Origin of the sequence: Pseudomonas sp. BIGb0176 (assembly GCF_024810175.1) — a bacterium.
GTDB lineage: Bacteria > Pseudomonadota > Gammaproteobacteria > Pseudomonadales > Pseudomonadaceae > Aquipseudomonas > Aquipseudomonas protegens.
In genome coordinates, this window is the sequence record NZ_JANUEC010000003.1 from 318,156 (window position 1) to 332,585 (window position 14,430).

Sequence of the window (14,430 nt, forward strand, 5' to 3'; positions counted from 1 at the left end):
CCTTTTCAAGGCCCGCCGGGGACTTGGAGCGACTGAGAGCAGCCTTATGAAGTGGCGCCGAACCTTTCAGGCAAGGATTGTCGGGGTGCTGGCGCTATTGCTGTTGGTATTGATTGCCGCGGTGTATTTCGCGGTCAAGACCGCCACCACCCAAGCGGTGGAGCGCCAGGCGCAATTGCAACTGAAGATCGGCACCCGGGTATTCGAACGGCTGCTGGACTTGCGCGGTCGTAACCTGCAGTACGGTGTCGACTGGCTGGTGGTGGATTCCGAGTTTCGCCGGGCGGTGCTCAGCGGCAAGCCGGTGGATATCCTTGCCGCCCTGGCCCAGCATAGCGGCGGCATCCGTTCCAGCGAGATGTTCGTGCTCAGCCCCGAGGGCCGGGTCATCGCCAGCACCCTGCCGGTGATCGCCCGGGACCAGCGCTTTCCCTACGACCAGGCCCTGCGCCGGGCCATGCGGCACAACACCCACATGCTCTTCGTCGCAATCAAGGGCCGGCCCTATCTGCTGGTCCAGGGGGAAGTGCTGGAGTCGCTACCCATCGCCCGAGTAGTGATGGGCTTTCCCATGGATGAGCTGTTTGCCCAGGAACTGCGCTCCATGAGCAACCTGGAAGTGTCGTTTCTGACGGTCGATGGTCAGCATCCCGGCGAGCTGTTCAGCACCCAGCCGGAGTTCTTCTGGTCGCCCATCATCAATGTCCTGGCCGACTCCCTATGGCAATCCCTGCCGCAGTTGAGCGAGACCCATGGCCAGCGTTTCCTCAACCAGGCCTTGCAACTGGCCAATACCGGGGATGCCGGCGATCCGCGGGTCATGGCCTTGCTGCAAAGCCCCCTGGAGCAGGCGTTGCAGGCCTTTGCCCCGCTGGACCGGGAGTTCATGTGGATCGCCATGGTGGCGCTGGTGGTCTCCCTGGTCTGCGCCCTGCTGATGGCGCGGCGGGTATCGCGGCCCCTGGAAGACCTGGCCCAGGCGGCAAGGCGCATCGGTGCCGGTAACTATCAGGCCCCGGTAACCATCAAGCGCAGCGACGAGTTCGGGGTGCTGGCAGATGCCTTCAACGCCATGCAGAGCGCCATTGCCACCCGCGAACGGCAACTGGCCCACAACGCTCTGCATGATCCGCTGACCGGGCTGCCGAACCGGGCCCTGGCCATCGAACGCCTGACCAAGGCCATTGCCGCCCGGCGCAATGTGGTGCTGCTCTACCTGGGCATCGACAACTATCGGGCGATCAACGAAGGCTTTGGCACAGAAGGCCTGGACCAGATGATGGGCGAGCTCAGCCGGCGCCTGCGAGAAGTATTGTCCCAGGGCGATACGGCGGCCCGGATCACCGCCAGTGAATTCCTCCTGCTGCTGGAGAACACCGAACTGGACGGGGCCATGGCCATGGCTGACCGGCTGCATGACCTGCTCAGCCGGCCGCAACTGATCCAGGGCGATGAGGTGCGCCGGCAGATCTGCATGGGGATGGCGGTGTACCCCGCCGACGGCAAGTCCGCCGAGGAGCTGATCAGCCGCGCCGCCATCGCCCGCCATGATGCTTCGCTCAAGCCCGGTTACTTGCAGGTCTACCAGCAGGACCGAGACCTGGCTCACCAGCGGCAGATCAGCCTGATCCGCGACCTGCGCCGGGCGGCCGCCGAAGGTGAGCTGTTCCTGTTGTACCAGCCCAAGCTCGATTTGCGCCGGGACTACCTGCACCAGGCCGAAGCCCTGCTGCGCTGGCAGCACCCGGTGTTCGGCGTGGTCTCGCCGGCGGAATTCATTCCCCTGGCCGAGCGCACCGGCAGCATGCACAGCCTCACCGCCTGGGTCATCGAAGCCTGTATCCGCCAGTTGGCGGAGTGGAACCGCCGGGCCCTGCCCGTACGCCTGTCACTGAACATCTCGGCCAGCGACCTGGAGGACGACGGCCTGGAAGTACGGGTCAGCGATTACCTTGAGGGCTATCAGGTGGCAGCCGAACAGTTGGTGTTCGAGATCACCGAGAGCGCCATCATGCGCGACCCGGAGCAGGCCCTGGCCGTGCTGCAACGCTTGCGCGGCTGCGGCATCAGCCTGTCGGTGGACGATTTCGGTACCGGCTATTCATCGCTGGCGCAGTTGCAGCGCCTGCCGGTGCAGGAACTGAAGATCGACCAGTCGTTCATCCGCAATCTGGATGAAACCAGCGGCGATGCGGTGATCGTGCGTTCCACCATTGAAATGAGCCACAAGCTGGGGCTCAAGGTGGTGGCCGAAGGCGTGGAATATGAGCATTGCCTGAAATTGCTGGAAAGCTGGGGCTGCGACACGGTGCAGGGCTATCTGATCAGCCGACCGTTGCCGACCGAGGCCTTTGAGCGCTGGCTGGTGAACTCCCGGGTGTCGAGCTGAAAGCTGGATGGCCGAGGGGCCATCCAGGGGGCGCGCTCAGGGGGCGGCGGACTCGGCCTTGGTCAACAGGCTTTGCAGCTCCGGTTCTATGCCTTCCTCACTGAGGTTGTCCATGATTTCCAGAATGCAGGGCGCATAGCGGGGCTCGATGGCCGCTTCCGACCAGTCCAGTTCATAGATCGCCATGACCCTCACGTCCAGGTAGGGCGAATCCACCAGCAGGCGTTTCAGCAGCTCGATGGCCGGCGGGCTGCGCAACTCTCCCAGGGACACCGCGCAGCGGTGCTGCCAGTACTCGGGGCGCGACAGCAGGGTTTCGCCGAGGCGTTGCCATTGCGCCGGGGTAAAGGCGTGGAGGACTCCCTTGGCCACCTGCTCGGTGGTGTATTCGTTCCAGTTGGCGGCTTCCGAGTCACCGAACCAGTGGTGTAACCGTTCAAACAACTCATCACGCTTATCCGTACTCATGATGTCTTTCTCCTGCGAGGGCGGTCGCGCCAGCACGCTGTTCCTGGCGTGCCGCCCAATGCCATGGCGTTTATACCGGCGTGCCAGAACCGATGCTGCCTCATTTGCGCAGGGCTTCCCAGCATTAACGGCGCGCGCTGACCAACCGTGTCTTGGCATTCTGGTGCAGGCCGCCCGATAGCGCGGCCCCGATTGTCCCGGTTTACCAGGTGCCGGCGAACTTCACCGCCGCCGCGGCGCGCGACGGCACCTTGAGGGTATGCAGCAGGGAAGACACGTGGATGCGCACGGTGAACGGCGAGATATCCAGCTCTCGGGCGATTTCCTTGTTGGTCTTGCCCTGGGCGATCAGGCGCAGGACTTCCTGTTGCCGGGTGGTCAGCTGGCTCACTTCGGCGCAGGCGTCCAGGGGCAGCAGCAGGCCGGAAGGCGCGTACTTGACCACCACGTCGCCTTCGCGGATGGCCTGAATCGCCTGGCCGATCTCGTCCGGGCTGATGCTCTTGCCGATGAAACCGTCGGCCCCGGCGGCCATGACTTCGGCGATCAGGTCCTGGTTGTCGACCATCGACACCACGATGATCGAGGTGCGCGGCAATTGCTGGCGCAGGCCGGCAATCATGCTGACCGAGGTCAGGCCGGGAAAGCGCAGGTCGAGAATCAGCGAGTCCGGCTCCTCGCCGCTCTCGGCCAGGGCCATTACCGCAGCCAGGTCGCCGGCCTCTTCGAGCACGGCATCGGGCAGCAAGCGCTGGATGGTGCGCAGCATGCCTTCGCGAAACAACGGGTGGTCGTCGGCGACGATAATCCGGCATGTCATGTTTGAAACTCCTTGAAACATCCAGTCCTGTGGGCATGCTAACTTGGCGCACGGCGTTGTAACTGCCCGCTGGTCGTGTCCGATGGGCCAGTTTGCCGAACGGCAAAAGACCACGGCAGCGCATATTGCACAAGGAGGTGATTGCATGAAAGTTGAGAAAGACAGTGAACTCGATCAGGCCACCCTGCGGATTATCGTGGCCGGATGCGCCCTGGTCTGGTTTGGCGTGATCGGCTTCCTGCCGGGGCAGGATGTGGATCCCTACGTGCCGGTGATGATCTACATTTCCCTGTTCATGCTGGGTTCGATCGTGCTGCGCATGGCCATTGCCCGTTGGCCCGGGCACTACCCGGCGCGGCGCATCCTGGGCATGGTCTATGACTACACCGGCACCTGTTACGGCCTGGTGGTAGGCGGCGAGGGGGCGCTGCCGATCTATGCGGTGATGGTCTGGGTCAACCTGGGCAATGGCATGCGTTTCGGCTCGCGCTACCTGGCCATCGCCACCGTGCTGGCGCTGTTCGCGCTGTTCATGGTCTACCTGCTGACCCCCTATTGGCAGGCCCAGCCCTACATGGTGCTGATGCTGATGATCACCAGCACGGTGATCCCGGTGTACGCCCACATCCTGCTCAAGCGCACCCGCCTTGCTTCGGAAGAGGCGATTGCCGCCAACCTGGAAAAGTCCCGTTTCCTGGCCCAGGCCAGCCATGACCTGCGCCAGCCGATCCACTCCATCGGCCTGTTCACCGCCTGCCTGCGCGAAGCCAGCCTGGGGGTGGATGAGCGGCGCCTGGTGGACAACATCGATCGTTCGCTGCTCAACGTCTCGCAGTTGTTCCGCTCGATCCTCGACCTCTACACCCTGGACAACGGGCGAGTGCAGCCCAAGTACGAAACCGTCCACCTGGGCGAACTGTTGCGCGACCTGGTACGCCAGAATTCCGAGGCGGCGCGCTGGGCCGGTGTCGAACTGCGGCTGCGGCCCTGCGCCCATTGGGTGCGGGTCGACCCGGGGCTGTTGGCGACCATGGTGCAGAACGTACTGTCCAATTGCTTCAAGTACGCCGCGGAACGGCCGGTGCTGATTGGCGTGCGCCGGCGTGGCCAAGGCCTGGCCATTGTCATCTATGACCAGGGCCGGGGGATTGCCGAGGAGCATCTGCCGAAGATCTTCGATGAGTTCTACCGGGTTCGCCAGGTACGGGACAAGGACGTCGAAGGCGTCGGCCTGGGCCTGTCCATCGTCAAGCGCCTGGGGCAGATGACTGACCTGCAGGTAATGATTCGTTCGCGGGTCGACCACGGCACCACGGTCAGCCTGCACGGCCTGTCACTGGCCGCGCCACAGCGTTTGCACGGTCGTGACGAGGCGTTGCAGAGCGGCTTGCTGACCGGGCTGCGGGTCTGTCTGGTGGAGGATGACCGTAACGTGCTGCTGGCCACTTCGGCGCTGCTGGAGCGCTGGGGCTGCGTGGTCCAGGCCGAATCGAGCGGGGAGAACCTGCTGACCGATTGCGACATTATCGTCGCCGACTATGACCTGGGCACCCGGGCCTCGGGTATCGAATGCATCGACAGCATCCGTCAGCAGCGGGGCTGGGAAGTGCCGGCGCTGATCATCACCGGGCACGACATCGAGAAAATCCACGTCGCCCTGCACGACCGCAACATCGCCATACTGTCCAAGCCGGTGCGGCCGGTGGAACTGCGCAGCACCTTGCGAGCCCTGCGCGAGGCACCGCTGGTGCCTGCCCACAGGGCTGCGGCGCCAGAGACAGTTACCAGGTCCGGCACGGGATAAGCAGAGGGTAGTTGGTCATGGTCAGCTTCTTGTTCTCGCCGCTGGCCAGTTCGACGAAGTCATCCAGCATGCCCGAGTACGAAGAGATCGAACTGCGCTCGGTGTAGTAGTGGGTGGTCACCGGCCCGTAGTTGGTGTTGCTCTGGCCGGTGCCCACGTACTCGTTCCAGCGGCTGGTGCCGTACACCATATCGTGGCCCTGGACGAAGTAGCGGCCCGGTTGCAGCCCCGTGAACTGGAAGATGCCGTTGCCGTCGGTGCGGGTCACCCGGTGCACGGCCAGGGCTTCGGGGACCATGCTCACCGGTGCGCCTTCGGGTTGGGACGCGCGCAACTTGTGCCAGGCCTGCAAGTGCGGGGTGGCCGGGTAGAGATAGATCTCGACGTTGCGGCTGTCTTCGATACCGTCATTGCCGACGATACAGAACTTGCCGGTGAGCGTTGCGGTGCCGGGTTGCAGCGCGGCGCGCGCGGCCTGGGTGTCGAAGGGCTCGTCGGGGTACTGCACGGTGGGAATCTTGACTGGCGGGTATTCGTCCAGGGTTCGCCCTTGGCGCGGCGCGCAGGCAATCAGGGTACAGGCGAGCAGGGCCAGGCCTGTCACCATGAAGAGACGGGGTTTCATCAACTCAGGACCTTTTCAGGAGGGAGTGGTGCTCGCCCGACGCTGTCCCGCTGCTACACCGGTGCAGCCCGTCGCGGCGAACCTGGTTGGCCAGGGGCTAGCGGTTTATTGCTTGCTGCACTCGGCCGGCAGCGCTACTGCTCCACCCATGGTGGCGAAGGCGACCATGCCGCCGCTGGGCAGTACGCAATTGTATTCGCCGGCACTGGTGCTGGCGGTGAAGTAGGTCTGGGACGCGTCGCTGCGCACGTTGGAAACCGTGGAAACCGGCTTGCCAAGGGTGATCTGGGCGCGGTTCTTGAGGTCGTCGTTGCTCGGTTTGGCGATGGCGCAACCGCCCAGTGCGAGTGCCAGGAGGCTGAGCAGGGCAACGGGGCGGAGGCTGGACTGGAGTTTCATGATGAATCTTCCTTGGTGTTGTTGTGTTTTCAACGGCGCAGCCGCTCCCGACACCGCAGGCTGGCAACGGTGGGGAGATCAGATGGTTGCCCGGAACTATAGCCCCGGGTTGGGGGAGGGTCGATTAGCACAAATGGGCTAATGTCGCTTTGCAATTACGGGACTGCTGGGCAGGCGAGCAGGGCCGCTTGAGAGGACCGGCGAGGCGCCGCCGGTCCTGGAGCCGGGGTCAGGTCAGCAGTTGTTCCTGCAGGCGTCGGCCCAGTACGTCCAGCAGGTCGCAGCCATCGCGCAGGGGGATGACGCACAGTTGGGCGAAGTCCTGGAGCAGGGCCGGGTTGCTCTGCAGGTTGTCGTGGCTGGCGATGTTCTCCAGCAACTGGGTGGCCGCGCGGATGCGGTGCGCGGCGGCTTCGTGGAGAGCGTCCAGCGGGGCCTGGGTGTCCACCAGCAGGGCGGGGATGTTGTAGTCGTTGCTGGTGAGGGGCATGTATTGCTCCACGGCTTTGTCCAAAGTGCAGGCTACAAACAGGTCAGGCATTTGCTGGTGCTTTGCGCGCCTGACTATATGGGGGGCTTCCACACCCCTGTCACTGAGTTTTCAATGACCCCCAGACCTTAAGGGCAGAGCCCTTGAGGGGCAAGGTGATGCGATGGGACGTGAGTTGTAGGAATTTTCGGTGACCGTCCTTTGAGGGGCTGCCGGTCGAGCAAGATGGAATGACAAGCCCCTTGTAGGAGCCGGCTCGCCGGCGAAGAGGCCCGCAAGCCATGCAGCGCCCGGGCCCGCGCCTTCGCTGGCAAGCCAGCTCCTACGCAGAGGGCGAACGGCACAAAAAAAGGCGGCTACCAGAAGGTAGCCGCCTTTTTCATGCCTGCCGGTAAAGCTTATTCCGACAGTTTGTAGGCAATGATGTAGTCGCCCATCTTGGTGCCCAGGGAGCCGTGGCCGCCCACGACCACCAGCACGTACTGCTTGCCATCCTTGCCGGTGTAGCTCATCGGCGTGGCCTGGCCACCCGCTGGCAGGCGGGATTTCCACAGCTCCTTGCCGTTCTTCACGTCATAGGCGCGGATGTACTGGTCCAGGGTGCCGCTGAGGAAGCCCACGCCACCACCGGTAACCATGGAGCCGCCCATGCTCGGCACGCCCATCGGCAGGCCGATCGGGATCGGCGAGCTGTCACGGCTGGTGCCGTTCTTGTGCTTCCACACCACCTTGTTGGTGGTCAGGTCGATACCGGCCACGTAGCCCCAGGCCGGAGCCTGGCAAGGTACGCCGAGCGGCGACATGAACGGGTGCATGATCACCGCGTAAGGCGCGCCGGTGTTGGGTTGCACGCCCGAGGTCTCGCTTTCGCGCTTGCTCCCGGCGGCCACTTCGGCACGCGGCACCAGCTTGGAAACGAAGGCCATGTAGTTCGGGCTGGTGAACAGCAGTTGGCGAACCGGGTCCAGGGACACGCTGCCCCAGTTGAACACGCCCACGTTACCCGGGTAGATCAGGCTGCCCTGCACCGACGGCGGGGTGTACTGGCCTTCATAGCGCAGTTCCTTGAACTGGATGCGGCACAGCATCTGGTCGAACGGCGTGGCGCCCCACATGGCTTTCTCGTCCAGTGGCGGCGGCAGCAGGTTCAGGTCCGAACGGGCCTGGGTTGGCGCGGTGTGGTCGCCTTCGACAGCGCCAGTGGGGGCCGGTACTTCACGGATCGGCACGATCGGGGTGCCATCGCGACGGTCCAGCACGTACAGGCTGCCTTGCTTGGTCGGCTGGATCAGCGCCGGCTTGACGCCGTCCGCAGTCTTCATGTCGAGCAGGGTCGGCTGGCTGCCCACGTCCATGTCCCACAGGTCGTGGTGGGTGAACTGGTAGTTCCAGCGCAGCTTGCCGGTGTCGATGTCCAGGGCCACGGTGCCGGCGCTGAATTTCTCGGCGCCCGCGGTGCGGTTGCCGCCCCATTGGTCAGGCATCTGGTTGCCCAGTGGCAGGTAGACCATGCCCAGTTTCTCGTCGACGCTGGCCAGGGACCACATGTTCGGCGAGTTGCGGGTATAGGTCTTGCCTTCCGGCAGCGGAGTGGTCTCGTCCGGGTTGCCCGAATCCCAGTTCCACACCAGGTGGCCGTCGTGCACGTCGAAGGCGCGGATCACGCCGGACGGCTCGTTGGTCGACTCGTTGTCGGTCACGTGGCCGCCAATGATCACCAGGTTACGGGTGATGGCCGCCGGGGAGGTGGAGTAGTAGCCGCCCGGGGTGAATGGGCCGATACCGGCCTTCAGGTCCACGGCGCCCTTGGTGCCGAAGTCTTCACAGACCTTGCCGGTGTCGGCGTTGATGGCGATCAGGCGCGCATCGGCGGTAGGCAGGAACAGGCGACGCGGGCAGCTGGTGGCGATGGCCTGGCCCGCCGGGGACAGGGTGGCCGGCTGGCTGATGGCGTCGGCGTTCTTGAAGTTGGCTTCGTCGTAGTACGACACGCCACGGCAGGTCATGTGTGCCCAGCCACGGAAGTCGTCGCCGTTGGGGCCCTGGATCTGCGGGTCGAAGCGCCAGATTTCCTTGCCGGTATCCGGGTCCAGGGCCAGCACCTTGCTGTGGGCGGTGCAGGCATAGAGCTTGCCGTTGACCTTCAGCGGGGTGTTCTGGTTGGTGATTTCCACCGGGTCCTTGTCGGTCGGCATGTCGCCGGTGCGGATGCGCCAGGCTTCCTGCAGCTTGCCGATGTTGGCCGGGGTGATCTGCTTCAGCGGCGAGTAGCGATCGCCGAACTCGGTGCGGCCGTAGGCCTGCCATTCACCGTCGGGGATGGCCGGCGCGGTGCTGGTCATGTCCGCGGTGTCGCGGCCCAGGTCACCGGAGATTTCCCCGGGGTTGGTGAACTGGCTGCCAATGGCGGCGCCACCGGCCAGGACCACGGCCACGCTCAGGGCAGCGGTGCCCAGCGGGGCCGGGCCATCGCGCAGCAGCGGGCGACGGAACCAGGGCAGCAGCAGGACCACGCCGAGGGCGAACCACAGCGACAGGCGTGGCACCAGTTGCCACCAGTCCAGGCCGATTTCCCAGAGCGACCAGACGGTACTGGCGAACAGTACCAGGGCGTACAGGCCCAGTGCCGCGCGTTTACCGGCCAGCAGCAAGAGGCCGGTCAACGTCAGGCCGATACCGGCCAGGACGTAATACAGCGAGCCGCCGAGCATGCTCAGCTTGATCCCCCCGGCCAGCAAGGCCAGGCCCATTAGCAGCAGCAAGATCCCGAGCAGGCTTGGCAGCAAGCGGCTCGGACTTGAAGCACCCTCAGTGCTCATAGTGTGGTTCTCCGTGACGTTTAGAGTGTTCCCGCGCATGTTCACTGTAGATGACGATCAGGCGCGGGCTTGGTTCAGCTGAAAACTGTGAATGGCGTCGTTGTGTGCCTGTCGGCCTTAGAACGAACTCTGGATCTTGATCCCGCCGATCAGGGCGTCGTCCACCCGGCTCACGCCGCCGGGGTGGCGGATGTATTGCAGGTTGGGGCGCACGGTCAGCCAGTTGGCCAGGTGCACGCCGTAGTACAGCTCGGCGCTGTATTCGGTGTCCTGGGGCGGCAGGTAGCTCGGGTTGTCGTAGTCGTAGAGCGCCCGGGCCTGGTTGCTGGCCTGGGCGTTCTTGCGGTACGCCGGGTTGACATGGACCCGGGCCAGGGCAAAGCCGATGTCATCCTTGGCCCGGGCATCGAACAGCCCCTTGTAGACCAGGCCCGCCTGGACATAGTTGTCGATGGCGTTGGTCTTCTTGTCGTGGGCGGTGACGTTGGCGAACAGGCTCAGGCCGCGGGAGTGGTCGCTGGCCTGGCTGGTGACCTGCTGTTGCGCGCCCAGCCACAGGCCGTGCTTGCTGGAGCTGCTGCGGTAGGCCTCGCCGGTCAGGGCTGCAGGCTGGCCATTGCCATCCTTGTAGACGTCGCTGGCCTTGGCGCTGCTGTAGTAATAGCCGGCGCGGTACTCACCGGCCAGGCCGTTGAGTTTGGGTGTCCACACCAGTTCCACTGGCAACAGTGTGCCCTGGGTGCCGCTGCCGCTGAGCTTGAAGCCGTTGTCGCGATCGAGGTTCGAGGGGTTCTGCTCATAGGCACCGATCTGCGCGTAGAGCTCGGCGCTCAGGTGGTACTTGACCCGCAGGGCCCACTGGCTGACCGGCCAGTTGTACCAGACGCTGCCGGCCCAGTTGCCCACCTGGGAGCCGCAGAACGCCAGGTTCTGGAAGTCGCAGGGGAAGCTGTTGAAGTCTTCGCCCTGGCCGAAGCGGCCGGCCTTGATGTCGAGCTTCTGGTCGAAGAATTTCTGCTGGTACCACATTTGCGTCAGGCGCCAGGTCTGGCCGCGGCCCCAGACTTCCTGGGCCGAGGTGAAGCCGCCGACCCGCGGGTCGTTGATCCGGTCGTTGCTGATGTTGTCGCCGTCGCGCTTGGTCACCGTCAGTTGGAATTCGGCGTCGTCCCAGCCGAGGATCTTCTGCAGGTCCAGGTGGCTGCCGAAGGCAAACTGGTCGCTGTAGCGCGCGGTGCGGTCGTGGTCGTAGCCACCGTGCAGGTTGGCGCCCATCTCGCCGACGTAGTCGATCTTGAAGTCGTAGCCTTTGTTGGCCAGTTCCGTGCGGGTGCCATTCCAGTCGCCGAGCATCCACGGTGAGTCACTGTCGAAGGCCGGTGCGGCCTGGGCGCAGGCGGCAAATCCAAGGGCGCCGAGCAGGCTCAGGCTCTTGGGCAGGGCGACGGAAGTCAGGACAGCGCTGTCTTTTAAACGCTGAAAAGTGGGCATAGGCATTCGGATAAGGTCTTTTTCTAGGAATAGGCAGAAGCAAGGGCATGGCGCGTAGCGTCGATGCAGGTTGATCGCGAACGGCAGGCCACTGATTTCAAAGGGAAAGATGAAACGGTTCAGCTTTATTAGGGGGCTAAGGATAAAGCGCCGTCTCCGGGAGAGAAAGCGCTTTTATTGACATGAACAGTTTCGCAATCGGTAACAGTTCCCGGCCCGGGCTCTGCTCAGCGTGGGGCGCTGGCCTGGGCGAGGCTGGGTTTGTGCCGGGTGTGGCTCAGGGCAAAGTGCGCCACCAGGCCGAAGATCAACCCCCAGAACGCGGCCGCCAGGCCCAGGAAGCTCATGCCCGATGCCGTGACCAGGAAGGTGATCAGCGCCGCTTCACGCTGTTTTTCGTCGGCCATGGCGCCGCTCAACCCGGCGCTGATGGCGCCGAACAGGGCCAGGCCGGCCAGTGCCGCAATCAGTTCCTTGGGCAGGGCGGCGAACACCGAGGCCAGGGTCGCGCCGAAAATCCCCATGAGGATGTAGAACAGGCCGCAGGCGATCCCGGCGATGTAGCGCTTGTCCTTGTCTTCATGGGCTTCGCGGCCGGTGCAGATGGCAGCGGTGATGGCCGCCAGGTTGATCCCGTGGGAGCCGAACGGCGCCAGCAGTGCCGAGGTGATGGCTGTCCAGGAAATGATCGAGCGGGCCGGGGTGTTGTAGCCGGCGCTGCGCATCACCGCCATGCCCGGCACGTATTGCCCGGTCAGGGTGACCAGGGCCAGGGGCAGGCCGATGTTGATGATGGCGTGCCAGCTCCACTCGGGAGCGATGAAGATCGGCTGGGCCACCGCCAGGGTGATGGCACCGCCATTGAGTTCGCCCAGGCCTGCGGCCATCGCGCAGCCCACCAGCAGCACCGCGAGGATCGCGTAGCGGGGTGACAGGCGCTTGCCCAGCAGGTAGGCGGCGATCATCGCCAGCACCAGGGCCGGTTGCAGGCTGACCGAAGTGAACAGGCCGGCGCCGAAGCGGAACAGGATGCCCGCCAGCATGGCGGCGGCAATCGCCTTGGGCAGGCGGCTCATGAGCTTGTCGAAGGCCCCGGAAAGCCCGACCAGCGCGATGAGCAATGAGGCCACGATGTAGGCGCCGATGGCCTGGGGCAGCGACACCGTGGGTAGCATCGACACCATCAGCGCCGCGCCGGGGGTGGACCAGGCGGTGATCACCGGCACTTTCAGGCGCCAGCTCAGCAGCAGGCCGGTGAGGCCGCTGCCGATGGAGATGGCCCAGATCCACGATGACACCTGGTCGCTGGGCAGATGGGCTTCGCGGGCGGCCTGGAACACGATGATCAAGGGGCCGGCGTAGGAAATGATCACGGCGATCAGGCCGGCGATCACGGCGGAGAGGGACAGGTCCTTGCTGAGACTGTGCATGGCATCTCGACTGGGCATGGGTGGGAGGGATTGAGTCGATTGGGTTGGTGTTGGTTGAGTGTATTTCAATGAATTGAATCGATTCAATTGTTTCTCGGGATGGCTCTACCGAAGTTGGCTGTGGTTTGTTGATAACTTAATGATTTATAGGGATTTATAGATCATATAAAAATTTTTTAGCGGTTTTGAGTCGCCAGTTTGGCTTGAAGATCGAATCAATTTTCCAAATGAGTCGATGTTAAGGGGCGATCCATGGCTGTGATATGCTCCGGTCCACCTCAACGCAGCCGATGGTCATCAGCCTCCATGTGGGTTCCCCAGTTAAGCGAGTTCAATCAACCGGTCTACCTGTCCATCGCCGACGCCCTGGCGCGGGATATCGGCAGCGGTTTGTTGAATGATGGTGACCGCTTGCCGACCCTGCGCGAGCTGGCGGTAACCCTGAATGTCACTCCTGGCACCATCAGCCGCGCCTACAGCGAAGCTCAGCGGCGCGGGTTGGTGCAGGGCGAAGTCGGCCGCGGCACTTACGTGCTGGCGCAGCCGCCGCTGGTGTTGCCCGAAGGTTCCAGCGCTCCGTCCCTGTCCCTGGGGCAGGCCGAAGCCCTGGACCTGTCGATCATCAAGCCCTACAGCGAAACCCTGGAGTACTGGTTGCGTGGCGCCCTGGTGGGCATGGCCCGCAGCAGTGACTTCGGCCGGGCGCTGGACTACGCCCCCGATGGAGGCCACCCGGCTCATCGCGAGGCCGGGGCGCAGTGGTTGCGGCATTCCTTGCCCGAGGCCAACTGGCAGCAGGTGGTCATTACCTCCGGTGCCCAGCACGGGCTGATGGTGGCCATCAGCGCCCTGAGCAACGCCGGCGACCTGGTGCTTTGCGAGTCGCTCTGCTACCCGGGCATCATCTCCGTGGCCCACGGCCTGGAGCGGCGCCTGCGGGGCGTGGCCATGGATGAAGAGGGGATACTCCCCGAGGCCCTGCGCGAGCAGTGCCTGCGGGAAAAACCGGCGCTGCTGGTGTGCGTCGCCAGTTGCCAGAACCCCACCACGGCGATCATGTCGCCAAGGCGTCGGGCGCAAATTGCGGCAATCGCCGAAGAGTTCGACTTCCTGATCATCGACGACGATATCTACGGCTTTCTCGCCACCGATCCGTCGATCAAGCCGCTGGCGAGCTATGCGCCGCAGCGTTCGGTGTACCTCACCAGCCTGTCCAAGGCGATCATGCCGGCGTTGCGCGTGGGTTACCTCTACAGCCCGCCAAAGCTGCTGTCGCGGCTGAGTTCCATGGTCCGTAGCAGCGTGTGGATGCCGTCGCCGCTGACCGCGCAATTGGCCAGCAATGTGATTGTCGAAGGCTTGGACCGCAAGCTGGTACAGACCCAGCGCAATGAAGCGGCAGCGCGCCAGGCGATTGCCCGGGACGTGTTTGCCGGCCTGGAGATCCGGACCCAGCCCCACAGCTATCACCTGTGGCTGACCTTGCCGGAGCCCTGGACGGGCGATGAGTTCGCCACCCTGGCCCGAGCCAATGGCGTGCTGGTGATGAGCGGCAGCCAGTTCCAGGTGGAACGCGGTGCCAGCTCCCGTTGTGTGCGGGTGGTATTGATGTCGCCCACCACCCAGGACGAGTTGCGCTTTGCCCTGACCCAGCTGGCCAGCCTGATCGAGGCTGACCCGCGGCGTTACCGCTAA

The 14,430-nt window shown here is 64.2% G+C and carries 11 protein-coding genes; 3 read left to right on the forward strand and 8 right to left on the reverse strand.

All coding sequences use genetic code 11. The features are described from left to right. Positions 1-46: 46 nt before the first annotated feature. Positions 47-2,389: a bifunctional diguanylate cyclase/phosphodiesterase gene (locus M2395_RS19550; RefSeq protein WP_077934713.1), complete on the forward strand. Its 2,343-nt coding sequence runs from the start codon at positions 47-49 to the stop codon at positions 2,387-2,389. A gap of 36 nt (positions 2,390-2,425) precedes the next feature. Here the strand turns inward: M2395_RS19550 and M2395_RS19555 are convergent, their stop codons facing one another. Both M2395_RS19555 and M2395_RS19560 read right to left on the reverse strand, forming a co-directional pair. Continuing rightward, positions 2,426-2,857 (reverse strand): hypothetical protein, encoded by a 432-nt coding sequence (locus M2395_RS19555; protein ID WP_011063174.1) that lies wholly within the window; start codon positions 2,855-2,857, stop codon positions 2,426-2,428. A 202-nt stretch (positions 2,858-3,059) separates the two neighbouring features. Further along, entirely contained in the window at positions 3,060-3,677 is a 618-nt protein-coding gene (locus M2395_RS19560; protein ID WP_015636859.1) for a response regulator transcription factor, read from the reverse strand. 145 nt (positions 3,678-3,822) lie between these two features. Between M2395_RS19560 and M2395_RS19565 the strand changes: the two genes are divergently transcribed. Then, positions 3,823-5,481, forward strand: a complete 1,659-nt coding sequence (locus tag M2395_RS19565; RefSeq protein WP_077934712.1) for a hybrid sensor histidine kinase/response regulator — start codon at positions 3,823-3,825, stop codon at positions 5,479-5,481. Here M2395_RS19565 and M2395_RS19570 read toward each other — a convergent pair. The 6 genes from M2395_RS19570 to M2395_RS19595 form a co-directional block, all read right to left on the reverse strand. Then, positions 5,459-6,106, reverse strand: a complete 648-nt coding sequence (locus M2395_RS19570; RefSeq protein ID WP_026019976.1) for a carboxypeptidase-like regulatory domain-containing protein — start codon at positions 6,104-6,106, stop codon at positions 5,459-5,461. The genes M2395_RS19565 and M2395_RS19570 overlap by 23 nt on opposite strands. A 105-nt stretch (positions 6,107-6,211) precedes the next feature. Beyond that, complete coding sequence (locus M2395_RS19575; protein ID WP_015636856.1) at positions 6,212-6,505, reverse strand: hypothetical protein; 294 nt, start codon at positions 6,503-6,505, stop codon at positions 6,212-6,214. A 229-nt stretch (positions 6,506-6,734) separates the two neighbouring features. Further along, positions 6,735-7,046, reverse strand: coding sequence for a hypothetical protein (locus M2395_RS19580; protein WP_019093113.1), 312 nt, complete (start codon positions 7,044-7,046; stop codon positions 6,735-6,737). A 347-nt stretch (positions 7,047-7,393) separates the two neighbouring features. After that, positions 7,394-9,814 (reverse strand): glucose/quinate/shikimate family membrane-bound PQQ-dependent dehydrogenase, encoded by a 2,421-nt coding sequence (locus M2395_RS19585; protein ID WP_015636854.1) that lies wholly within the window; start codon positions 9,812-9,814, stop codon positions 7,394-7,396. Between the two features lie 117 nt (positions 9,815-9,931). Continuing rightward, entirely contained in the window at positions 9,932-11,305 is a 1,374-nt protein-coding gene (locus M2395_RS19590; RefSeq protein WP_077934711.1) for a carbohydrate porin, read from the reverse strand. Between the two features lie 227 nt (positions 11,306-11,532). Beyond that, complete coding sequence (locus M2395_RS19595; RefSeq protein WP_123431376.1) at positions 11,533-12,735, reverse strand: benzoate/H(+) symporter BenE family transporter; 1,203 nt, start codon at positions 12,733-12,735, stop codon at positions 11,533-11,535. Between the two features lie 306 nt (positions 12,736-13,041). Here M2395_RS19595 and M2395_RS19600 point away from each other — a divergent pair, with 306 nt between their 5' ends. After that, the gene (locus M2395_RS19600; RefSeq protein WP_053153556.1) at positions 13,042-14,430 is read left to right on the forward strand and encodes a PLP-dependent aminotransferase family protein; all 1,389 of its coding nucleotides are present in this window, start codon (positions 13,042-13,044) and stop codon (positions 14,428-14,430) included.